General features: G+C 39.7%; 21 protein-coding genes. 10 read left to right on the plus strand and 11 right to left on the minus strand.

The genetic code is table 11. The features are described from left to right. Positions 1 to 75: 75 nt before the first annotated feature. Together V7K53_RS10795 and menH are read left to right on the plus strand one after the other, a co-directional pair. Positions 76 to 1,296 carry a CPBP family intramembrane glutamic endopeptidase gene (locus V7K53_RS10795; RefSeq protein ID WP_335197508.1) on the plus strand — a complete coding sequence of 407 codons (1,221 nt, stop codon included), beginning with the start codon at positions 76 to 78 and terminating at the stop codon, positions 1,294 to 1,296. An 86-nt stretch (positions 1,297 to 1,382) separates the two neighbouring features. Beyond that, positions 1,383 to 2,201 (plus strand): 2-succinyl-6-hydroxy-2,4-cyclohexadiene-1-carboxylate synthase, encoded by an 819-nt coding sequence (menH, locus tag V7K53_RS10800; protein ID WP_335197509.1) that lies wholly within the window; start codon positions 1,383 to 1,385, stop codon positions 2,199 to 2,201. A gap of 17 nt (positions 2,202 to 2,218) precedes the next feature. Here the strand turns inward: menH and V7K53_RS10805 are convergent, their stop codons facing one another. Beyond that, positions 2,219 to 2,857, minus strand: coding sequence for a glycoside hydrolase family 24 protein (locus tag V7K53_RS10805; protein WP_335197510.1), 639 nt, complete (start codon positions 2,855 to 2,857; stop codon positions 2,219 to 2,221). Positions 2,858 to 3,657: 800 nt separating this feature from the next. Here V7K53_RS10805 and hpsJ-B point away from each other — a divergent pair. The 6 genes from hpsJ-B to V7K53_RS10835 all read left to right on the plus strand — a co-directional run bounded on the left by hpsJ-B (position 3,658) and on the right by V7K53_RS10835 (position 12,645). Further along, a complete protein-coding gene (hpsJ-B, locus tag V7K53_RS10810) occupies positions 3,658 to 4,500 on the plus strand; it encodes a hormogonium polysaccharide biosynthesis protein HpsJ (protein ID WP_335197511.1) in 843 nt (280 codons plus the stop codon). A 126-nt stretch (positions 4,501 to 4,626) separates the two neighbouring features. After that, positions 4,627 to 5,535 carry a glycosyltransferase family 2 protein gene (locus tag V7K53_RS10815; RefSeq protein ID WP_335197512.1) on the plus strand — a complete coding sequence of 303 codons (909 nt, stop codon included), beginning with the start codon at positions 4,627 to 4,629 and terminating at the stop codon, positions 5,533 to 5,535. 620 nt (positions 5,536 to 6,155) lie between these two features. Beyond that, the gene (locus tag V7K53_RS10820) at positions 6,156 to 6,920 is read left to right on the plus strand and encodes a DUF502 domain-containing protein (RefSeq protein WP_335197513.1); all 765 of its coding nucleotides are present in this window, start codon (positions 6,156 to 6,158) and stop codon (positions 6,918 to 6,920) included. A 289-nt stretch (positions 6,921 to 7,209) separates the two neighbouring features. Beyond that, entirely contained in the window at positions 7,210 to 7,851 is a 642-nt protein-coding gene (gene nusB / locus V7K53_RS10825; RefSeq protein ID WP_292787087.1) for a transcription antitermination factor NusB, read from the plus strand. Between the two features lie 254 nt (positions 7,852 to 8,105). After that, the gene (ftsY, locus tag V7K53_RS10830; RefSeq protein ID WP_335197514.1) at positions 8,106 to 9,779 is read left to right on the plus strand and encodes a signal recognition particle-docking protein FtsY; all 1,674 of its coding nucleotides are present in this window, start codon (positions 8,106 to 8,108) and stop codon (positions 9,777 to 9,779) included. Positions 9,780 to 11,253: 1,474 nt separating this feature from the next. Continuing rightward, the gene (locus tag V7K53_RS10835; protein WP_335197515.1) at positions 11,254 to 12,645 is read left to right on the plus strand and encodes a PP2C family protein-serine/threonine phosphatase; all 1,392 of its coding nucleotides are present in this window, start codon (positions 11,254 to 11,256) and stop codon (positions 12,643 to 12,645) included. Between the two features lie 573 nt (positions 12,646 to 13,218). Here the strand turns inward: V7K53_RS10835 and V7K53_RS10840 are convergent. Further along, a complete protein-coding gene (locus V7K53_RS10840; RefSeq protein WP_335197516.1) occupies positions 13,219 to 14,502 on the minus strand; it encodes an ankyrin repeat domain-containing protein in 1,284 nt (427 codons plus the stop codon). 197 nt (positions 14,503 to 14,699) lie between these two features. Between V7K53_RS10840 and V7K53_RS10845 the strand changes: the two genes are divergently transcribed. Beyond that, the gene (locus tag V7K53_RS10845) at positions 14,700 to 15,170 is read left to right on the plus strand and encodes a DUF4079 domain-containing protein (protein WP_335197517.1); all 471 of its coding nucleotides are present in this window, start codon (positions 14,700 to 14,702) and stop codon (positions 15,168 to 15,170) included. Between the two features lie 64 nt (positions 15,171 to 15,234). On the opposite strand, the gene V7K53_RS10850 is transcribed toward V7K53_RS10845, so the two are convergent. After that, on the minus strand, positions 15,235 to 15,906 hold the full coding sequence (locus V7K53_RS10850) for a DUF1997 domain-containing protein (protein ID WP_335197518.1): 672 nt from the start codon (positions 15,904 to 15,906) through the stop codon (positions 15,235 to 15,237). A 178-nt stretch (positions 15,907 to 16,084) separates the two neighbouring features. Here V7K53_RS10850 and V7K53_RS10855 point away from each other — a divergent pair, with 178 nt between their 5' ends. Next, entirely contained in the window at positions 16,085 to 16,741 is a 657-nt protein-coding gene (locus tag V7K53_RS10855) for an NAD(P)H-binding protein (RefSeq protein ID WP_335197519.1), read from the plus strand. Positions 16,742 to 16,860: 119 nt separating this feature from the next. Here the strand turns inward: V7K53_RS10855 and V7K53_RS10860 are convergent, their stop codons facing one another. The 8 genes from V7K53_RS10860 to hpsB all read right to left on the minus strand — a co-directional run bounded on the left by V7K53_RS10860 (position 16,861) and on the right by hpsB (position 23,819). Further along, complete coding sequence (locus V7K53_RS10860; RefSeq protein ID WP_335197520.1) at positions 16,861 to 17,514, minus strand: TIGR04282 family arsenosugar biosynthesis glycosyltransferase; 654 nt, start codon at positions 17,512 to 17,514, stop codon at positions 16,861 to 16,863. Positions 17,515 to 17,550: 36 nt separating this feature from the next. Continuing rightward, entirely contained in the window at positions 17,551 to 18,201 is a 651-nt protein-coding gene (locus tag V7K53_RS10865; protein WP_335197522.1) for a pilus assembly FimT family protein, read from the minus strand. A gap of 55 nt (positions 18,202 to 18,256) precedes the next feature. Beyond that, the gene (locus tag V7K53_RS10870) at positions 18,257 to 19,222 is read right to left on the minus strand and encodes a glycosyltransferase (RefSeq protein ID WP_335197523.1); all 966 of its coding nucleotides are present in this window, start codon (positions 19,220 to 19,222) and stop codon (positions 18,257 to 18,259) included. Position 19,223: 1 nt separating this feature from the next. After that, a complete protein-coding gene (hpsE, locus tag V7K53_RS10875) occupies positions 19,224 to 20,216 on the minus strand; it encodes a hormogonium polysaccharide biosynthesis glycosyltransferase HpsE (protein ID WP_335197524.1) in 993 nt (330 codons plus the stop codon). A gap of 21 nt (positions 20,217 to 20,237) precedes the next feature. After that, a complete protein-coding gene (gene hpsE, locus V7K53_RS10880; protein WP_335197526.1) occupies positions 20,238 to 21,197 on the minus strand; it encodes a hormogonium polysaccharide biosynthesis glycosyltransferase HpsE in 960 nt (319 codons plus the stop codon). A 185-nt stretch (positions 21,198 to 21,382) separates the two neighbouring features. Then, the gene (locus V7K53_RS10885; protein ID WP_335197527.1) at positions 21,383 to 22,060 is read right to left on the minus strand and encodes a prepilin-type N-terminal cleavage/methylation domain-containing protein; all 678 of its coding nucleotides are present in this window, start codon (positions 22,058 to 22,060) and stop codon (positions 21,383 to 21,385) included. A gap of 38 nt (positions 22,061 to 22,098) precedes the next feature. After that, on the minus strand, positions 22,099 to 23,106 hold the full coding sequence (gene hpsC, locus V7K53_RS10890; RefSeq protein ID WP_335197528.1) for a hormogonium polysaccharide secretion pseudopilin HpsC: 1,008 nt from the start codon (positions 23,104 to 23,106) through the stop codon (positions 22,099 to 22,101). A gap of 65 nt (positions 23,107 to 23,171) precedes the next feature. Beyond that, entirely contained in the window at positions 23,172 to 23,819 is a 648-nt protein-coding gene (hpsB, locus tag V7K53_RS10895; RefSeq protein WP_335197529.1) for a hormogonium polysaccharide secretion pseudopilin HpsB, read from the minus strand. Between the last annotated feature and the right edge of the window lie 117 nt (positions 23,820 to 23,936).

A 23,936-nucleotide genomic window follows, 5' to 3' on the forward strand; every position in this document is an offset into this window, starting at 1 on the left:
CCTATCTATCAAGTAGCTAAATACACGTAGTTATCAAACTTTTATTTAAGCGAAGTTATTACTTGAGAATAATTTATGGAAAATAAAAACAAAGAAAAAGCTATCAATCAAATTTTGCTGGGACTTGCTTTAAAATTTTTCCCCTTGATTATTCTTGGATTATTTAAGAGATATTTAAATAGTTTATTTCCTAATTTGAGTATATTGATAGCTGTTTTAATCGTAGTGTTTTTCCTAGTAGGATATGTATTTTTTATTAAAGGATGTTATATCTACAGTAAAAGTAAAGGGTATTCGTATAAATGGGGATGGCTAGGGTTATTAAGTTTGCTTGGCTTATCAATTTTATTACTTATTCCTTCAAAGGGAAATATAGCTTCTTTACAAGATGAAAGCTTGGTAAATGAACCCTGGAATAAAATTAATATTCCAGAGTTATTCCTATCTTGGCTCATTGCCCTACCCGTTTTATTTTGGTCTATATTAGGACTATTTTATTCATTCAATAATTTGAATTTTGCCGATATAATAAAAAATCTAACTATTCTTAATTTATTAACTATAGCCTATAGCCTTTTTTGGGTATTTATATTATTAAAAACTTTGCAGAAAGCAGGGTTAAAGTTTAATAAAATTATTGGTTATAAAAATTATGTTAATTTAAAATTGGTTACAGTTATTATTGCTATAGAGTTTGCTTTTGCAAAAGGATCTAATACCTTAATATTATACAACTTATCATTTGTCTTTCCAAAATATGTAGAAAGTTATATTAATGAAAAAGACTTTACTAATATTTTAGAAATGATCCTCTGGAGCTTTTCAGCTATGCTCTTAGCTCCAATCATAGAAGAATTCTTTTTTAGGGGAATAATTTTGCAAAAATGGGCAGTTAAATGGGCGGTAAAATCGGGAATTTTAACTTCATCTTTGCTATTCGCAATTTTACATTTTAGATTTGATATTATTCCGTTATTCATCATGGGTACTCTATCCTCAATTTTATATTTTAAAACCCGATCTTTAATAACATCAATGCTTTTTCATTTTTTCTATAACACTATTGTTACAATTTTAAATGTCGTAGATTATTTCAACACATCAGCAATTGAAAGAAGTGCATTTATTTCGGTGAAAGAGTATCAAGTTTACATACAACCGTTATTAAATCAACGAGTTTTTCTGCTAACTATTTCTATTCCCTTTCTTTTATACTTTATTTATAAAATTTTCCCTAAAAATGATGCAATTATTCCTTATTACACTAACGAGGCAAAAACATCTGAAATAAATTAGTTTTATCTTATCTTATCTTATAAAAAAATTATGCTTGGCTCCACTTGTAACTATCAAATAGACCATTTTGGAATTTATATATATTAATGACTCTAAAAAAGTATAATTTTAACTATTGTCTAAATAGAAATGATAACAAACCTATAATTATTTTTTTGCACGGCTTTATAGGAAATATTCATGAATTTGATGAAGCCATAAAGTTGCTATCTGAGGATTTTTCTTATCTCACACTTGACTTACCAGGACATGGTAAAACTGAAGTTTTAGGAGATTATGAATACTATAAAATGGAATCCGTTGCTCAAGGAATAATCAATTTATTGGATAAATTAAAAATAGATAAATGCCACTTAATTGGTTATTCGATGGGCGGAAGATTAGCTTTATACTTAACTTTATATTTCCCCGAACATTTTATTAAAGTTGCATTAGAATCAGCCTCCCCAGGTTTAGCAATAGAAGTAGAACGATTAGAACGAGTTAGGCGTGATGCTCAAATAGCTAGAAAATTAAGCAGAAGCATTATTCAAACTGATTTTGCTGCTTTTTTGTCAAATTGGTACAATCAACCAATTTTTGGTTATATAAAAAATCATCCAGAATACGATCGCATGGTAGAAAGCCGATTGCAGAACAATCCACAGGAATTAGATAAATCACTGCGTTTTATGGGTACTGGATGTCAACCTTCTTTATGGGAAAAACTAGAATGCAATACAATTCCTATGCTTTTACTAGTCGGTGAATACGATCAAAAATTTATATCTATTAATACAGAAATGGCTAAAATCTGTGAATTTACTCAGATAAAAATAATTAGTAATGCTGGACACAATATCCACTTTGAAAATACCTTGGCATTTGTGGAAAATATCAAAAAGTTTTTGTCCGTAGCAAGTTAAAAATTAGGATAACCTTACTACTTTTTTACTGCCTTGCTAGAAGGAGTTGGAGATGGTGGCAAATTCGGGGCTATTGGTTGTTTTGCTGCGGTTAATTCCTCTTGCAACATTTTTTGATAAACCTTGGGCAAAGAGTTACTAACAGAATTAGTTTCTATGCCATATCCCAAACTTGTCCAGGTAGGAGAGAGTCGCCGCAAAACATCATTTAACTTTCCCTGACGCAACAGTTGAGAAATATTAGTTCCCCAAACTTTAGAATCATTTAACCAACGGTAAACTACTACATCTTGATATTCTGCTTCAAAACTATAAGCAGTCCAAAACATCATCTGCGTCGGCTTTGGGTGATAACGAGGAGCTAAACGATACCAAGTAATGTTGATAATTTGATATCTGCCAGCAGCAGTAGAACAATTACCTGTATTGGGGCCTGTGACAATTGTGACGCATATCTCAGGATGTCGGCTAAGGTCGTTAACTTGCTGTCCACCGTATAACAGCGAATAGGGACGGTTTCCACTAGCCTCACTTGCCGAGATGGTTCGCATTAAAGCGCGGATATAAGGGTCGCCCTCTTTCATCACTAAAGGCGGCTGTTTATTTTCAAAGATGGGATCGGAAGGCGATCGCAAGTCTCCAATATACCATTGCAACAAATATACAAAGCCGAGAAGCGCGGCTATTGGGCCAATAAGTTTTTCAACACCTTTGAATTCAAAGCCTTTCAGTGTCTGACTCCTTCAAATTCACTCTTTTTGCTAACAAAAATCATCGACGAACTGATTCCAGTAAAGTTCACACCTGATTGTTAGTTATTATTTCCGATTTGCTCATTTTTTTAGGAATTAGCAAAAAAGAGTATAAATACAGTAGTTTGCAAGTAACTGAGGTACAAAATGCAGGACTCACGCATCAGATATAAAAAATTTCTACCTCCTGCTTTAAAACCCGTAGCTTTGTATTTCATCCAAAATAAAACTACTGTAAGTATAACAAGCGAGATACTTGCAAAAATCTCGCTAAAGTATAAACTCAATCGCTTCTAGTAGCATCTGCTCTCAGTAAGAATTGCTTCCTTGCTCAAATTGGGCGATAAGTCGATACAACCTTATTACAAAAATTTCGATTTAAATTGACACCAATGGGCATCTGTGATCTCTTATAAAAGGTCTGTATTACAACCGATTGAGAAATGCAATCAGGGAGATTAGCTAATTAATGAGTCTGTTCCTTTAGCCCCGCATCAACTTCGTATCTTAAAATACCAGGATTTTCCTGAAGACACTGTAGATAACAAATGTTACTGTGGGCTAGTTGAAAACCAAGAGGCAGATAGCCTTTACCAATATTGAATCTGCTTTGTGTTTTTACACAATAGTCATAGTCATGGGCACAATATTCAAGTAGCTTGAAATATGAAAATCACTCGTATTCTCCACCAGTTTGAAAAACTATGGTTAACCGTTTTACTTCCGTGAGTACTGCTCTCGCACTTAAGGTAGTTGGAATAATCTGCATTTTGTCCTTCTTCGTTGACTTTTTGATTCTGTTGTTACCCTTTCAACCTACCGATCGGGTATGGCAAATCAATTTGGCAACAGCGCTTGTCGATAGAGGAATTGTCCCTCTAGTAGGTTTGGGGCTTCTGTTTGCTGCCTATTGGATTGAGAATGCTGATGCTGCAAGCGATCGCCCCCAAGGTATCGATTTAAGATTTCCCGCCGCGATTATCTCCAGTATTTTAGGGTTGATGTTCTTGCTGATTTTTCCCCTGCACCTGAATAACGTCAATCAAGCCAAGACTCAAACACTCAACCGAATTACCCAAGAAGCAGATCAGGCAGAAACTCAACTAAACACTCGGTTATCGCAATTGCAAGCACAACTGAATACTGAGCAAGGAAAAGCGCAACTAGACCAACTGCGAAACCAAACCAAAGCTCAGTTTAGTGAAATCCTCAAAGATGACCAAAAATATAAGCAAGCAATTGAAAGTCCTCAAATTCCCGCAAATATCAAAGAGTTGCTGAAGAAGGCTAAAACAAATCCCCAAGTACTTGACAAAGCTATCGAACAACAAACAGATGTTCAAACGCTGCAAACTCAACAACTGAGCCAAGTTCGCCAGCGCCGAGACGAAGCACTGCAACAAGCTAAAGATACTGCTTGGAAATCTGGGCTGCGGATTGGTATTAGCAGTTTGCTATTGTCCATTGGGTACATTATCATCGGCTGGACAAGCCTAAGAGGTAGTGGTGCTGTACAAGGTGGTAAACCTAGAACTGCTGCACGCTAATCCACTATTGGCATGGCAGTAGGACGTATCCAAAAATTCTTGACGACTGACACTGCCATGCGCCTAATAGCTAATAACAATAACAAAGCAATTATCACTGAGTAAAATCGCTATAAAACTTGAGTAATGTTCTCAATTTACATACTGACATATAACGAAGAACTAGATATTGCTGCTTGTATCGAATCGGCGATGTTATCAGATGACATCATTGTTGTGGATTCATGCAGTAGCGATCGCACTGTGGAAATCGCCAGTCGCTATCCCATCCGCGTTGTCCAACACGCTTTTGAAAGCCACGGACGCCAACGCACCTGGATGTTAGAGTCTATCCCCCCAAAGCATCAATGGGTTTATATCCTTGAAGCTGACGAGCGGATGACACCAGAACTATTTGCGGAATGTGAAAAGGCAAGTCAGAATCCAGACTACATTGGTTACTACGTGGCTGAACGCGTCATGTTCATGAATCGTTGGATTCGCTACAGCACGCAGTATCCCCGTTACCAAATGCGACTCTTCCGCCACGGTAAAGTATGGTTTACAGACTACGGTCATACTGAGCGAGAAGTTTGTGAGGGTGCAACTAGCTTTTTAAAAGAAACATACCCACACTACACTTGTAGCAAAGGTTTGAGCCGCTGGATTGACAAGCACAACCGTTATTCTACGGATGAAGCTCAAGAAACCTTGTATCAGCTAGAACAGGGAAAAGTTAACTGGCAAGATTTATTCTTTGGCAAATCGGAAGTCGAAAGACGGCGTGCCCTGAAAGATTTGTCTTTGCGTTTGCCCGCCAGACCGTTGCTGCGGTTTATATATATGTATTTTATCTTAGGCGGATGTTTAGATGGACGTGCCGGAGTCGCTTGGTGTACATTGCAGGCATTTTACGAATACCTGATTTTGCTCAAAGTCTGGGAAATGAAGTATTTACCAAAACCTAATTTAGATGCAACAACGATTTTGGTACAAGAGAGTACGCAACAGTTGCAGGGCGCGGATTCTGAAACTACACAGGTTGATGCGGCATAAAGAGGGCTGGAGATTAGAAGGATTTCCTGTATAGCGATCGCAAAATTATAGGGCGCACAGACGTGCTAAACAGATCCCTGACTTCGTAAAAGTTGTCAGGGATCTTGTTTTTTATAATTCAAGACTAGATAAAAGAGACTTCTAAATAAAAACGTCCCAAATTCTCTTGTTGGACGGGTGTTCCCATCTCTTCTATATTCAGGGCGGGCAGAATACTCACCCCACAAGATGGATAATTTATTTCTTAAGAATCCTTAATAAATAAATATTTGTAACAAAATATTTTCATAAAAGCCACCCTTGCTCAAAAGTGAGTGACTGACCAGATAAAATAATTTATTAGTTTATCCTCTAGTACTTTCACAATCATCAGCGGTTTTTGATTAAGTGCCGTAAATTAATAATACCTAAAAGCTTGCAACAATTTTTTATAAATCTTATAAATAAAAGTAACATCCTCTAAGAATAACCAGTCTCCATCGGATTGGTTAATGTCTATGTGTATGCTTATAGGAAAATAGCTGATTTCCGGCAGCAGGCAACTTGCTAGCGTTTTAGGCAGTTACTTGCGGCAGAATCTGCCAAAGTTAAAGCCTTCGGAATTTGACGAATCTGCTGGTATGGATACGAATAACAAAAGTTCCTCTAGCTTAAAACAGGAGAATCGGGGCTTGGTAATCGATCGCCTAAAACAGGACTTAAAAAACGACCTGATTGCTGGTTTGTTGGTAATAATTCCCCTAGCAACCACTATCTGGCTGACAATTACCATTGCAAGTTGGGTAATCAACTTCCTCACCCAAATTCCCAAACAATTGAATCCCTTTGATGGGTTAAACCCATTTTTAGTAAATATACTCAATTTACTGGTAGGATTAGCTGTACCACTACTAAGTATATTGCTAATGGGCTTGATGGCTCGGAATATAGCTGGGCGGTGGTTATTAGATTTTGGTGAGCGATTATTACAGGCAATTCCTTTAGCAGGGCAGGTATATAAAACTCTCAAACAGCTTTTAGAAACAATACTAAAAGATTCTAATGGCAAGTTTCGTCGGGTAATTTTGGTGGAGTATCCTCGCCGAGGAATTTGGGCGATCGCTTTTGTTACTAGTGCAATCAGCAGTGATATCCAAGCCCAGATGTCTCGCCCTGTACTAAGTGTTTTTATCCCCACCACTCCAAATCCGACTACCGGATGGTACGCAGTCGTTCCTGAAGACGAAGTAGTGAACCTCTCCATGTCGATTGAAGACGCCTTTAAAATAGTTGTATCAGGTGGCATTGTCGCCCCCAATACGCCTTTGGTTTTCTCCAAAGAGTCCACATTGGAAGTGAAACACGAAGAAATCAAGCAGCAGATTATTCCCGTCGAAGAAACGTGAAGAAGGCAGGAGGCAGGAGGTTGGAATAAACAATAGTAGATCGCACCCCATCTAATTCCAAGCCACCAACTCGTCGGAGATTTTGGCGATCTTGACTTAAACTCCAAGAAAAGCTTTGGTTGCGGCAAGAGATATAGGAGTGTATTTCTCCTACCCTCTGCCTCTCTGGAATCAATCTGGCATAGTCACAAGCAAATGCGTAATGTTGTTTAACTGTGCCAAAATTGATAGGCTTGTAAGTTTGTCTTGCCTAGTTAATTCAGTTCTTGCACAATCACCCTTCAGTTTTATGCAACCTCGTAAACCCCAGCAAATTGCTCGTGAATTGGCGCTTTTAAGCCTTAGCCAATTGCCAGTCAACCCAAAGAAATTAGATAAATTGGAAGACGACCAACTAGTATCCAAGTTGGTACTAGGTGCAGTACGCACTCTGACCTCAGAGGTACAAGATACCCTCGATAATGCCGCAGGTGAACTGCAACGCAGTAACGATCGCCTCTTAAGTAGCCAAACTCGGGCCTCCGACCTGAATACTGCCAGAACAATGCTTCAAGAAGCGATCGCTTGCACCCAGACAGCAATCAATCAGCTGGGTACAGCAGTCGATTTCCCAGTATTGATTCAGTTAGCCAATCAGGACAAGGGAGTTCGGAATTACGCTAAAGAGCTTGTGATTACCGTCAACGAAAATCGACACATTATAGATGAACTAATTTCTGCTGCCTTAGTAGATTGGCAAGTAACTCGCCTCGCCCAAATTGACCGCGATATCTTGCAAATCGCGGTGGCAGAAATGAAGTTCTTAGGAGTACCAGACAGTATCGCCATCAACGAAGCTGTGGAGCTAGCCAAACGCTACAGTGGAGACGATGGTCATCGGTTTATTAACGGTGTTTTGCGCCGAGTCACTGAGCAGAAAAAAACTGCATAGTACTGCTGCGGAATTCATAATTTTTATACTGCTGTGGAGAAAAGTCTGTAGCCGCTTCTGCGGCTTCCTCCAAGGGGAACTTCACTCAAAGTGAGACGCTGCGCGATCGCAAAAAACTTTCTGTTGTCACGATTCTGTTTAAACTGGCGTTGAAAGGTGAGGATAACTAGGAAGTTTTCACCCCAAGAAAAAGTACAAAGTTAAATTAAACTCATAATTCATAACTCATAATTCATATAAACAATACTGCTGCAATGGTTTTTAATTGGTTCCGTCGTCAACATAACGATTCCTCTAACACTCCCTCTGATCAGAAACAGGAAGAAACTCCTCCTGCACAAGAACCCCAACCACAGCCAGCCGACACCTCAACACCAACTGCTGAAACTGCACCAGACACAACGGCAGACTTATTGGCATTTGCTAAAGCTGCCTACAAAAATATTCAGCAAAAACAGCAAGTCGAGGTAGTAGAAACCCCACCTGATTCAGCAGATACCTTAGCACCATCAATACAACCTGAAACCGCAGAAGCGGTAATTGCGGAAATCGCTGAACCAGAGGCAACTGAAGAACCTGCTAGTACAACTGTAGAAATAGCACAGACAGAAGTTATCCAGGCTGTTAGTGAGGAAGAAATTATAGAAGATTCCTCAGTGGCAGCAATTGTTGAACAGCCAGATGTTTCCAACCCAGAACTCAAGGCAAGTGAAGTTGAACCAACACCCACTGAACCACTAGCTACGCCAGAGGCAACACAGCCAACAACACCAGCTAACTTATCCTTTTTAGAACGGGCGGCGGCAGAACGGCAAGCCAAGCTGGATCAACTAATAGCCACTGCCATTGAAGTCCCAGAACCGGAGGTAGTACAGCCAGTAGCGACAACCTCAGAAACAGGAGAGGAAATTCCCGGACTGCTATTTGATGATGGGTTTGTCTGGTCAGCGAAAGTTCTAGCAGCTCAAGGTAGGAGTGCAGAAGACGTTTCTATTGAAGAAATTACCTGGCTGAAAAAGCTCCGGCAAGGGTTAGACAAAACTCGCCGTAGTATTCTCAATCAACTGAAGGCGATCGTTGGTCAAGGACCGCTTAACCAAGCTGCGGTGACGGAAATTGAGGCATTGCTTTTACAAGCTGATGTTGGTGTAGAGGCGACAGACTTTATTATCAATGCCTTACAGACAAAACTGCGAGAAGAAGTTACTGCACCTGAAGAAGCGATCGCTTTCCTGAAAAAAATCCTTCGGGATATGCTGGATGCACCGAGCAAAACATCTCACAAAACTACCTTTACCCCAGAAAAAGAAACCTTAAATATCTGGTTAATCACTGGGGTAAATGGTGCCGGTAAAACCACCACTATTGGCAAAATTGCCCATTTGGGACAAAAATCTGGCTATAAATGCTTGATTGGCGCAGCAGACACCTTCCGTGCCGCCGCCGTGGAACAGGTGAAGGTTTGGGGTAGTAGAAGTGGCGTGGATGTAATTGCCAATCCGGGAAAGAATACAGATCCGGCAGCAGTTGTATTTGATGCGATCGCAGCCGCCCAAGCGCGTCAAACCGAATTACTTCTGGTAGATACAGCTGGGCGACTGCAAAACAAGAAAAATTTAATGGATGAACTCGGTAAAATCCGGCGAATTATCGACAAAAAAGCCCCAGATGCCAAAGTAGAATCTCTTTTGGTTCTAGATGCGACTTTAGGCCAAAATGGACTGCGGCAAGCCGAAGTTTTTTCCCAAGCTGCCCAACTCAGTGGTGTTGTCTTAACCAAGCTAGATGGCACTGCCAAAGGCGGCGTTGCCCTTGCCGTTGTGCAGCAGCTAGGTTTACCCATTCGCTTTATTGGTGCTGGCGAAGGGATTGAAGACCTACGCCCCTTTTCGAGTTATGAGTTTGTTGAAGCTCTCTTGAGTGGTTAGTTGAAAAATTTCAAGTTAAAAATTTTTCTTAACAAACTTAGGACTTACGCAATACTAGATGATTCTTGTCTGGCAAACGCTACGCATTGGCTTATAGCAGTTTCCATTCAGATGCGGTACAACGTTATATCGCAAGGTGTGGGGCACGGCATACTATGCCCCCACGGGTGTACCTCACATAAACGACGAACTGCTATAACCCTCTGATAGAGAAGGAGGTTCGATAAATTAAGCTTTTTAGCTATTTTTGCGTAAGTCCTAAAACTAATAAATTTAGGGATGACTGATCTGGTATTATCACTTGAACTAACTAGAAACAGCTCAAGTCCTAAAATTATGAATTTATCACAATAAATGGATGACTTTTGCTAAAATTTCTAGCTAATGCCCTTTCTGAAGTCTTAAATGCGCTTTTTAAATGTAGCATCACAATATTTAGTTGCAACATACAAAAATCCCTAGACTTTCATCTTGCAGCAATTGAAAAGGGAATCGAGACGCTTACCCCCACAAATACAACTATATTGTGGGATGGACAGTAGTCTCAGTGTTGAGCAGTGCGTTGGGGAACCAGCGCAGGTGATTTCAGCGCTGCGGGAGGGGAGATTTTCCCTCCATAGGTGTATGGTTTTGGGTATGGCCACTTGTTCGTGCAACGTCTCTCGATAGGTTTGAATTCTGATGATTCAATGAAGATACTCTTTCTGGCTTTTGACTGAAAGTTCTGGGAAGATATTTCTTCTCTTTTTAGTGTCATCTCTTATACTCATATCTTACACTTACCAAATGACTCACCCCTAGAATAAATTACAGGCTAATGGTTTAACTCTGTTACATCTGGCTGGCTAAAAAGACAGAGTTACTTCACTTTTATCTCGTTTTTATGGGTTTAAATTTTGCGTATTCAGCAACTCAAAATTCACAAAACGAGAAATTAAAAATCGAAAAGCTCAATCTTGGCGATTATTCCAGCGATTATGGTATAGAAATTAAGTATTTGGAAACTTATTTACATATTCTCAGGTTTGGGAACGAGTATAATTCTGTTTTTTAGCAAATTAAGCTTGATTTGATTGCTTATAGAGGCTTTCACTCAAAAGACTTCTAGTCTCCTAGTTGCTTCCGCCCAAACACTCCCTCTAAAAGCGTTATAAATTATTCTTTGAATAAAGTATTTTTATGACTTTAGAGATATGCTTTGGTAATTAAGTTATGAAAAAATGAAAAGCTTTCTGATATATCAGCAAAACTAGTGATTTTTACGGGTAGAATTTGGACTAAAAATACATGATTTGAAATTACTAATCTTCCATCAGAAATACAATAAGCAAATAAAATACTTATAAAATTTGCCTGTTACGTCTTTATACTCTTGCTAAAACTGCAAGTCTTGTCTAAATATGGTTTAGCAATGCCAAAGCCAAAAGATTTATAAGTAATCTAAAATCTGCCAATATAAAGTGCAATAATACCTGTGCCTGTGTCTCAACTGCCCTCTCAACCCACTGATAATAGTAGTAGTGCCGCGACGGATGTCACACCAGTCGTGGCACTCAAAGAACTCGTGGCAAGGTTGCACCGGGAACAGAACAAAATTCAAGATTTGCTAAGTTCTTTAGGATTTGCCCTGAGAAGTTTCAATAATTTGAATCAGTTTTTGGAACTGATTCCGCTGATGGCAACAAGAGTGACAGATGCAGACGGTAGCGCCCTGTTTCTCTACAAACCTAATGGTCAAGTCAGGTTAGAACAGTTACATTGGCAAGATAGTGGCCAGCGCAAAAATATCCGCAAAGCGCTAGAAATAGCCAGTAGTCAAATCACGCTTTTGCCCAATACTGCCCCCCTAGCGAATGCCACGGGGATTTTGGATGACCAGATGCATCGCTATTTGGGGCCAGATGTGCAAATCTTTGGTACGGCGATTCTGGTAAAGCATACAGAACGGGGATGGCTATACGTCTTGAGCCGCGATCCAGAATATAGTTGGACAGAAACCAGGCAAAAGTTAGTTAGGTTAGTGGCAGACCAAACAGCAGTAGCAATCGAAAACGATGAACTAGCTGTAGAACTAAGAAAAAAAGAACGCCTAGACCAAGAACTAGAAATTGGCGCAGAAATCCAACGGCGACTTCTACCACGTCAATGCCCTACAATTCCCGGTGCAGTCTTAGCGGCACGGTGTAAACCTGCCAATCGCGTCGGCGGAGACTACTACGACTTTATTGCTACTAATCATAATAAGATTCAGCCCAAGATCAAAGGTGGCACGGAAACTAGTCGCTGGGGTTTAGTTATTGGAGATGTTATGGGCAAAGGTGTTCCCGCTGGGCTGATTATGACGATGATGCGGGGAATGCTACGGGGAGAAGTGCTACATGGTAATTCCCCCGCCAGAATTCTACAAAACTTAAATAGAGTTATGTATGCGGATTTGGAAAATTCTCACCGCTTTGTAACGCTATTTTACTCAGAATATAATCCCCACAGCCGAATTCTGTCTTATAGCAATGCGGCACACAATCCTCCCTTGTGGTGGCACGCAGCGACAAAAACTGTCACCCGTTTAGATACTTTGGGAATGTTGATCGGTTTGGATGCTAACAGCCAATATGAAGATGCTCAGGCACAGCTAGAGCCTGGAGATACAATTATTTACTATACAGATGGCTTGACCGATGCCGCTGCTGCTGGTGGCGATCGCTTCGATGAAGACAATTTTGTTGCTGGCTTCAATACAGCTTGTAAATACTGCAATGGGCCAGAGGAGATTGTGGATTATCTATTTGACCAAGTTCAGCAATTCATCGGTGCTGATAAACAAAACACTGATGATATGACACTAGTTGTTCTGCAAATTTTATAATCATTGGCTATTTATACTCGATCGAGTCCATTAGTCAATGCTTGAGTTTATGGTGATAGAGGATTCACCACAGTGATTACACTAAATTTAATTTTTTATTTATTTTTCTTTGAATTTTCGTAGCGATCGTCCAAATCGTTGTACATCAACCTTTTTTGGGAACTTGTTTGTATTTAGCCTTTAGGATAATACATAAAAAATGATCGTTAGAATACTTTTCCGTTCAATTAAAAACTATATATTTTGCACATCTAGCACAGTAGGAAACGCCAAGGGGGAGAGCAGGTAAAAGGTAAAATGTACAAGGTAAAAAGTAAAAGGTAAATTTACTTCTTCATTTTTGCTTTCTTTCTATCCTTGTGACGCAAGCATTTAGTCTGCTCCCTTTTGGCGTTTTAATTTTTCTTTCTCCGCCGTAGCAAGTTAACAACAGCTACGACGGAGTTTTGCTTTCTTTGTTTCTTTGTCCTAGATTTGCTTTTTTAAACTTCCTTGGTATTTCAGCAAATAAGCTTCATTTAATAATTTGTCAAGATATTTCTAGAAAATATTTTAGATGAAGAATTTAGATTGCTATTCTTGCGCCCCAGCTTTTTGCAGACTCCGCACCACATTTTTATAACCATTAAATTCTGCAATCATCAAAGCAGTATAACCGCCCCGGTTTTTCAAATTCACATCTGCCCCAGCTTGGAGTAATAACTGCACAATTTCGCCATAACCTGCTGAAGCCGCCCACATCAATGATGTGGCCCTCGCCGAGTCTTGAAAATTCACATCTGCCCCCTTTGTCAGCAGCAAATGTACAATCTCTTTGTGTTTGCGTTCGGTTGCCTTGATCAAAGCAGTTTTGCCATCATTCCCTGGAATGTTGACATCAGCACCATAGTCTAACAACACTTGCACCGTTTGGGTGTGTCCTTGCGATGCAGCCAACGTCAAAGGAACTTCACCAAGATTTTTCCCATTTATATCTCCGCCAGAACGTACTAGTGCCTCGACAATTTGGCTATGTCCCTGCAATGCTGCTACAAGCAGTGGTGTATCGCCTAGATGGTTCCTTATTTGGCCATCTGCACCCCTGTTAAGTAATATTTGTACGACATCAATGTAGCCTTCCACAACGGCAAGGTGTAAGGCAGTTTCACCATCTTGATCTTGAAGATTAATCTGGTCACCTCGATCTAGTAAAGCTGCTGCGATCGCACTGTGTCCAGCCGCTGCTGCTGCCGATAGGGCAGTTCCACCATCAGCGTTTTTCACATTCACATCAGCCCCTGCTGCTAGCAGTGCTTCCACAATCTCCAAATGTCCCAAGTCTGCCGCTAGCATTAAAAGTGTCTCACCCTCCTCATCTGCGATATTGACATCGACACCAGTTTGGAGAATTGCTTGTAAAACTTCTATTTTTCCCTGCTTAACGGCAAGTTTCAACGCCGTATCATCATCTTTATCAGCGATATTAACTTGGGCACCAGCAGCCAATAAAACTCGCACCACATCGCTATAACCTTTGAGTACTGCTGCCATTAAAGCTGTACTGCCATCTTCATTGGTGGCATTGACATCCGCGCCTTTAGATAGTAAAAGTTGCACAATGTCAAGCTTTTTGGCACTAGCCGCCAACATCAAAGCCGTCAAACCATAAACTTTTCTGGGCAAGTTGATATTTGCCCCAGCATCCAGCAGCGATCGCACAATTTCGGTGTAGCCTAAATTGGCAGCAAACATTAACGCCGTGGTGCCTTGGCGATCGCACGCGTCCACCCTTGCACCAGCAGCCAGTAGCGCACACAGCCCATTAATATCACCACTTTTAGCAGCTTTGAGCAGCAAAGTATCGTTGTTTTCAGTCATGGATGAGATCCCACACAGGGGGTTTTGTTCGTCTACCCTCAAAATTTAGTCTGAGATTGTTTATCCACTTTGGCAAGAGGTCGAAGGAAAATAGTCGGAGAAGATGGAGGGAATCTCTTTTAATTTGTGCAACTTTAAGCACAGAAAATAGAGTTATGCTAATTTTTATGAAGATTTAATAATTAAGCGAGAACACAATGAGTCTAGAACTTTCTACGTCGGTGAAATATTGGCTGAACTTCTTCCATCCGGTGTTCATGTGGGCGCTATTAGTACTCTCAATTTATGCTGCCTATTTAGGACTGCAATTACAGCGTACCAGAAATGCTCAGGGGGAAGAAAAGAAAGAATTGATTAAAGGTAGATATAACGTCAGACACTACCAAATCGGGTCTATACTCCTAGCTTTGATGGTGGCAGGTGCAATTGGAGGAATGGCTGTCACTTACATCAATAATGGTAAGTTGTTTGTCGGTCCTCACCTGTTAGCAGGACTAGGTATGACAAGTCTAATAGCATTTTCTGCTGCTTTGTCCCCTTATATGCAGAAAGGGGCAAATTGGGCGCGTGCAACTCACATTTTAATAAATTTCACCCTTTTAGGACTTTTTGCTTGGCAGGCTGTTACTGGGGTGCAAATTGTCCAAAGAATTCTCACTAAAGCATAGTCCTTTGTCATTTGTCCTTTGTCATTTGTCATTAGTAGATGAGAAATGACAAAGGATTTTTGACTCAACGCTTTTGTTTGGAATTCTCAGGAAATGGTATTTCTAAAGATTTATGAAAATCTTCCTGAACTTTGCGAGTTAAGCGGCGGGAGACTTGGCGGACAATTTGATTAAGTAAGCGATCGCCAGTAGATTGAATTATAGATTTGGGTAATCGCTGAATAAATCGGGGAAAGTGAAGATAAACTATCAAATCCAATTCCCATTCAACTTTTGTAACTTCGCCAATACTACTGCAAGCATCGTTTCCGATTAACTGTAGAGATGCCCGATAATCTACGTCATAACCAGGCGGTTGGTAGTCAGGAATGGGGATTGTACGGATGCGGTAAATACCCTCCTCTGGGGGCAACAATTCCAAACCTATTTTCGGTTCTACTTCATAACCGAAAGAACCAAAACGACCAATTGTTAAAGCATAGCCATTTTCCCCAAGTGATTGTACCTTCATGGGTTCAGCACAGCGCGAAAACCATGAGGAGTGAGCATTGAGATACTCAGCAACCTTCTCTACTGGAGCAGCCATTTCCATAAAATCTTGATAACGACCGTAAAATTTTGTCAGCGTCGCTACATTTGTTTCTGTTAATGTGTCCTCGGCTTCTTGGCTGGAGGCTACAGGTAAAACTGCTTCTGTTATTTCCCAGGATTTATATTCGCCTTTTCTTGAAAGCATAAATGCATTACTGTATATTTTGGCGTTAGTCTATATTAATGATTCCCCACACACCTGGGTCATTTCGCATTCAGATCCCATTTTGACCGAAACCTCATGAATCTGCGATCGACTCCATAGAATTACTAAAATAAAGAACTGAAGAAGCACACAATAGTTTCCCAGGATAGCATTTATCATGAAAGCATTTGTAGCAGGGGCAACAGGTGAAACAGGTCGCCGGATTGTGCAAGAGTTGATAGCGCGGAATATTCCCGTCCGAGCTTTGGTGCGGGATATAGACAAAGCTAGGGCTATTCTGTCTCCTGAAGCCGAATTAGTTGTAGGTGATGTACTACAACCAGAAAGTTTAACTGCGGCCTTGGGAGATAGCACAGTTATGTTGGTTGCGACTGGGGCAAAACCTAGCTTTGACCCCACTGGTCCCTATAAAGTGGATTTTGAAGGGACTAAAAATTTAGTAGATGCTGCCAAAGCAAAGGGAATTGAACATCTTATCTTAGTTTCTTCTTTGTGTACTTCCCGACTTTTCCATCCGCTAAACTTGTTTTGGCTAATTTTGTTGTGGAAAAAACAAGCTGAAGAGTATATTCAGAAAAGCGGTCTTATTTATACGATTGTGCGGCCTGGCGGGTTGAAGAATGAAGACAACTCCGACCGCATCGTGATGCAGAATGCAGATACGCTGTTTGATGGTAGTATTCCTAGACAGAAAGTCGCCCAAGTTGCAGTTGAGGCGCTGTTTGAAGCAGATGCACGCAATACAATTGTCGAAATTATTGCCAAACCTGAAGCAGCCTCAAAAAGCTTTAAGGAGCTATTTCAGCAGTGCTGATATTTCACAGGATTTTATTGCTTCTGTCTCTTAATTCTCATCCCCAAGATCATCGGCTCACATCTTTATGGAAAAGTGATGCCTACGCACTTTTTCAATTCGCCCCTTGATTTTGCTCCTTAAAGCGATCGCTCCATCTTTCCTGCAAGGGCTTGTTCCCAAATTGGCAGATCCTCCGGTCGGTCAACATCAGCTAAGGGCAACAAGTCCACGTATGATAAATTAAGTTTCTGGGCAATATCCACGGTTTTCTGGAATACTTGAGCACTTCCCCACTCGATGTTAACGAATAGCTCCGGGATGGGTTGGCGCAAACCAATTAAGTAATATCCACCATCGATCGCGGGTCCAAGTACGAGGTCAAAGGCGTATAACTTCTCAAAGGCTCTTGCTAAAATCTGGGCATTCACTCCAGGACAATCTGTACCAATGATAATTACTTTTTCTGCACCAGATTGAAAAGCATCAAAAAGCGATCGCGCCATCCGCAAACCTAGATCCCCTTCACCTTGAGACTGGTAAACCAAATCCAACCCCAGCCAGTCTTGCATAAGTTGCGAATCGCCACCTGTAAAACGCACTTCCACAGATATGTCAATAGCTTTTTGCAATTCTTGAACCTGAAATATTGTATGCTCAGTCATTTCCCGTTGAAGATTGGCAGCGCCAACATTTCCCAAAGCAGTTATCAATCGGGTTTTTGTCCTACCTGGTTCTGGATAACGGGTAAAAATAATCAGGTGCTGTTTTGAGTTTGCTGGTAAATTCAGCACACAATAAATACCTTGTTTAAATGAACTAAAAATATCTTAATAGCAATACTTGTCGTTTTCGTTAGCTCTAGCATGATCTTTTCCCGTCCGCATAGCCCCCAAAATGGTAGAAACATAGACACAACGTCTAGCTTTACCACCATTCAAGCTGTAGAAGGTTATCTGTCCTAATCCGCCTACTGTACACTGATTTCCAATTTCAGAGATAGGACAACCGTGATAGTTAAATAAAACTCGCCACATTGGCTGTGAAGTGTGTTTTCGTAAAGTTGTCTCCTTTTTCCCTTTATCGTTTTCCTCTTCATCAATGCGAATATTTGGCTCAAGGGTATGCCATAGGTTGCCATTATTTGTAACAGCATCAGGAATGAATTGTCCTGCTTCTGCCTGATGAACTGCCCATTGCACGACACCATTTTGTATGCGAAAACTGGCTTGCCTAGTTAATTTATCTCTAGTAGCTTGGCTTTGCGCTTGGCGCATAGCATAATAAACCTCATTTTGGGTAGTGTTGAGACGGCGAGTCTCCACAAAAGCCAGCCAATTGGATATTCCGATCGTAGCTAATATACCAATTAATACAATAACTACTAACATCTCTGGTAAGGTAAAACCACTGTTAGAATGATTATTCCTCAAGAGATTTTTTGCATAAACTGAAGACGGTAGATGCACCAGGCTATACATTTTTTATTCTGGTAGTTTTTCAGCTACGTCGCTGTTAAACAATGTTTCAGTTTTTTTAGCTTTTTACTTCGCGCTGGTTAATAATATTGTCGAACAACGTAGGCATTAAAAGGATTATGAAAATTTTTAATAATAATTTTAAAGTGAAATTTATACGCTGAAGCCTTGAAGAATTATTCAGAACATAATTCCATAAAAATTTAGCCGCAGTTAAAGCTTTTTGCCGATTAAACGGCTTTTGTAGGGCTTTGCATGTCAGGTATTTGTATAAATTTGTCAGGCTTATATTCCAAGTATGTTTAAGTGCTAAAGGTCTTTCCTTGTATGCTCTCTCAAGCACCTGTAAGCAAGCTTGCTCTTGCCTGACAAGATTAGAAGAAACTGAATTACCACTTATTCTGTATAATATTTGTACAGATGGTACGCATACAAAATCAAACTGGCAGGCTAATCGCAACCACATATCCCAATCTTGAGCAGCACTTAGAGATTCATCAAATCCACCTAATTTGATTAAAGCTTCTCTACGAATCAAAGGATTGGAGCCATTCTCTAAAAAGTTTGTCAACAATAACTTTTCATAAACGTCTCCATTGGCTGTAACGTGTGTACCAGAGAGTACTATTTCACCATTTTCATCGATATAATCAGTCCAACTGTAAGCAACTGTCGCAGTAGCATTTTCTTGCAAAGCCTTTAACTGAGACTGAAGCTTATCAGGTGTCCAAAGATCGTCCGCATCTAAGAAACTGACAAATTCTCCAACTGCAAGCTGTAGCCCTCGGTTACGGCTAACGTTTCCGCCAGCATTGGTATAGGAAAATATTTTTATTCGGGGATCTTGAATTTGTGTAACAACATCTAAAGTTGAGTCTTCTGAACCATCATTAATTACAATTAATTCTAGATCCCTCAAAGTTTGATTTAGAACAGACTGAATTGTATGATAAATAGTATTCTCACTATTATAAGCAGGGATAATTACAGAAATTTTCGGTAAATGTTGACTATAGTTAATCATTTTATAGGGCTACTTTATTTTTTAATCCTTTGCGTAAATTAGATTTTAAGTAGTAAAAAGGACTCATCATACTAGCCAAATAAAATTCCATTTCAAAAAGTGCAATTAAATTACTTTTCAATTCCCCTCTATAGTGAATACGGTGCTTTAATACTCGGCGGAAATTTCCTAAAATAGTTTTTATAAACACTATTGGTTTTTGCCAATTTTTAGTATTTATCAAGCTTAACTGGAAAATACACAAGCCACAACCGCGTGCCAGAGTCAAGAGATAATCTTTCTCAAGTCGCCAGCGTGGTATTTGATGATAAGTGTGCATGGTAGGGTTATACCAAATTTGCCAGCCTGCATAATGTATATAAAGCAATGGTTCATAGTCATCACCCTGTACCAAAATACCAGGCAGTTTCCCACTTAAATTAGGCCGCTGTGGTACATTGTCACGCCATACCTGTTTCCGAACAACAAGCGCCGCACCAGGAGGAAGTCTTAAATTATCTGCGTCAAACAAATATGGATTTGAACCATGTTCTCTAATAGCTAAAAAAGCTTGAATTCTTTCAAAATTTTCTGGCGGTTTTACTTCAAAATCACCATGAATCTGTCCACTCCAAGCACCTGCTTGAGGATGCTCTAATCCAAAGATATATGCTTCTGATAACCAATCAGGAGCAGGTAAGTTATCATCATCTAAAAATGCGATTAGCTGCCCCTTGGCTTCACGTACTGCTCGCAATCTTGCAAAAGCTGCTCCCTGTTCGGTTTCTAAAAAATATCTTAAATGACAGTTTCCATCAAATATTTTTTGGTAATTCTGGATTATTTCAAATGTGTTATCAGAACTATTATTATCCACAACAATAATTTCCCAGCTTAGTTTTTCTACTCCTGTCTGGGTTAATAACTTATCCAAAATTTTAGGTAAACGGGTTGCTCCATTGTATGCAGGAATGGCTACGCTAATATCTAAATTTTCGGCTGTTAATTCAGTCATAATGCCTAACTTTTTAATAATTTATTTTTTAAAGTATCCATTTTTCCAAAGATAAAAAGGACTAATGAAACTACTTAAAAAAAGTTCCATCTCGCAAGCAGCTACCAAATCATTTTTTAGATTAGTTCGATATTTGAGTAAGTGTAACGTGATTTTACGCAAGTCATTTATCATATAAGATAAAAGAGCAAATGGTCTATATATTTGTTTTATATTGACCATTCTCGTTACACAACGGCTAAGTCCAATCCCTCGGAAAAATGGGATCAAATAATCTTTTTGCAAACGCAATTTTGGTATTTTGTGTGATATTTCCATTTTTGGGTTGTACCAGATTTCCCATCCTGTTTTTTGGATGTAAGACAACATTTCTAAATCTTCACTGGTAAGCATATTACCTTTAACTCTACCAGTTAAAATAGACTTATTTGGTACACTTTCTAACCATGCTTGTTTACGGACAACAAGTCCGGCAGAAGGGGGTAGTAGTTTTTTAGACGCTTCATATAATAGCGGTAGATTTCCCCGCTCTGTAATTGCCAAGAATGGAGCAATTCGCTTAAAGTTTTCCGGTGGTTCCACTTCCCAGTCTGGGTGAATTTGGCTGCCATAAGCTCCAGCTTTGGGATATTTTTCACCAAAAGTATAAGCTGCGACTACCCAATTTGATACTGGGTAGTTGTCATCATCTAGAAAACCTATGAGTCTACCTTTAGCTTCTGCAACTGCCCTTTTTCGAGCATAAGCTGCGCCTTGTTTTGCTTCAAAGCAATACTTTAAAGGGTAAGGACATCGCCAATGTTTTTGATAGGTTTGAACAACTTTAGCTGTATTATCAGTGCTGTTATTGTCTACAACTATAATTTCCCAAGATAAATTTTCGGTGTGAACTTGGTTTTGTAGTCGTTCTAGTAGTTCAGGCAAACGACTTTCACCGTTATAAGTTGGAATAGCTACAGTAAAGTCAAGGTTCTCAGTCATTTTCCGAAAAGTATATTTTGATGACGCTTATTATTATGTTCAGGCAATGGCTAATTTATCAATGGCTCTTAAATGAATCTATCAAATATTAAAACTGCACATTATGTTTCAATTTTGCTATCAATGTGCAGTTTTATGTTCAGCAATATTACGTATTTTTAAACCAATCTTGGTATTGAAATTACTTAACTGCATTTATTATCTTTTGCTGTCAGCATTGAGCCTAAGAGAGTGTTCACAATGACACATCGCTTTACGCTACTAGGTGATGTAGGATTTGCAGAGCTTGGTACAGCTACCACTATTTGTAACCCAGATGTTCCAAGGCTTGTATTGGGTAAAGTCCCCATATAGTCAAAAGTAATTTTTGCTGATGCATTTAAAGAATAGGATACATTAGAATCGGCAGTGTTTTCAGTAGTGCTATTTAGATTTGTACCTAGCAAAAATTTATCAGAGCTAACGCCTACATCTGTTCCTAAAGGTTTCCATGTGCTGATTCCAATATCGGTACGATAAATAGCAACCTCTTGGGTTGTGCTATTTTTCCGAAAACTGACACTGTAGCTAAGTTTTTTGATTTTAGCTTCGCGTTGTGCTTCTTGCAATGCTGCGAAAACAGCGTCGTTAACTTTATTTATCCGTTGCCGATTTACAAAGGCAGCCCAACCAGGAGCTGCGATCGCTGCTAAAATTCCTACTAACAGCAGTACTACTATTAACTCTATAAGACTAAATCCAGCATCTTCTTGATTGTAGCCATTAGTAGAGGATCTATTTGCTAAATATTGCTGTTTTAGCTTTGTTTTTTTGCTGTGCGACTGCAAAGAATCTAATAGTTTTAAACTAAGAATATTCGGCATATTATCCTGCTTTTATGAAAATTTTTCAAAGATAGAAGCTATTTGGTAAAAATGAAGCTGCTTCCTTGAACTTTAATGTTTCCACTCGGAAAATAACTAGATTTACTCTGCGCGTAACGTACTTTAGTTTCATCATTTTGTATGAGACGAGCTTGTGCATTACCTCTTAAGTAAACTTCCGCAGTACTTCTATTATCTGTGCTAACTGAAGTTATACAAGCATAGAATCCTGTTCTAACACTAGTTGCTGCTACTGGAACTTGACTAAAGCCAGTAGAGCATGTTGCTGTTGGCGCTCCCTGTGCTATTGTTGTTTGATCTATAAAATCAACCAACACCACGGGAACTTGATCGTAACTCCCCCCTCCTGCCCAGCTATTCATTTTTGCTTGTAATGTTATGCCCTTTTGTGACAAGTCAAATGGTTTAAAACCTTTATCTGGACATGGAAGATATTTGTCGGTTGCAGTAAATCCAGAACAAGTCACTGTAGCAGCAGTATTTGGAACGCCATCTTTAATTTCCCATCTGGCGATGCGTGCAGCGTTAGACCAAGTACTGCTAGTGTCTTTAATTAAATAGTAGGCAACTAATGAGTAAACAAAAGTATCATCTTTTTGAGTGCCTGTAATTGTAATTGCTTGATTAATTAATTCTCGTTTCCAAAAAACAAGCACAGGAACTTTATCTGTTCCGTTAGGTAGTTGATTCCCAGTTGTACCTGCATTTGGACAAGTATTAGCGGTACTAGCATCAACAGTACCGCTTAGACAAGCAATTCCAGTTGCATCATATATATATATTGCTTGTTGGAGATCGCGAGTAATATAATCTAGTGCAGCTTTAATTTCTTGCTCAGAGTTAGCTTTGGCTTGTTCCTGACCATCAGTGTTTAAAATACCGATCATAAAACTTAGTAACGGCGTAATTACTAAAAATGCAATGAGCATAGCCACCAATAATTCAATCAGGGTAAAACCACTATTTTTATTTTGCTTGTGAGAGGGTTTTAGCTGAGTACTTAACAGCCACCTCAATATATTCATTTTGCTACAGATTCTCCTTAATGACCGATACTGAGTCATGAAATTATTTATGTTTACCAAGTGAATTATGGTTGACAACCACCAAGGCGATCGCACAAAGCGCTATATGAGCTTTGACCCCTGACAACTTCAGTTGTCATTTCTACTAGTGGTGCTTTGCGATTACCTAGTCCCCCTGTGAATGTTGCTGCTGTTTTTCCACTGCTACCCGCAGTTAAAGAACCAAATTCCGCATCTGAACGATATACCCGAACTCCCAAACGATAGCCTTGACCTTTATCAGCGTCGCTATCTGTGACAGCAACGCGAATAGCCTGAATGTAAAATAGATCGCTAGTACAGTTGGGATTAGCAAGGCTGCCATTTTTGTTAAAGCAATACAAACCAGTGCTAGCTGTAGGAGCTGACGTACTACTCAATAAATAGTCACTACTTGAACTGGATACATTTCTAGTTGTGCTAGCAGCCAGTGTAACGGTGATTGTCGGATCTGAGATTGTTTTAGACTTAAGAGCGTCAATAAAGGCTTTAGCCGCTCCTGTTGCCAATTCTACCCGTTTAGCTTGCACACGAGTTGCTGTTGACATTACTAGGACAGGTGCGATCGCTACCAGCAAAATGGCAACTACGAGGATCGCCACAAGCGACTCAATGATCGTAAAACCAGACTCGTTAGACTGAGGAGATAATTCTTGTAGTTGGCGTGGGTTCATACTCAATTTCTTAATAAGGCTATGTTTTAAAGTAATTTGCTTTGCGATCGGGTGTAATACACTGTTAACCTCTCTCCAAACCTCTCCCCTACAAGGGGAGAGGCTTTGAATTTTCCC

The sequence above is a fragment of the Nostoc sp. genome, from assembly GCF_036917355.1.
Taxonomy (GTDB): Bacteria; Cyanobacteriota; Cyanobacteriia; order Cyanobacteriales; family Nostocaceae; genus Nostoc.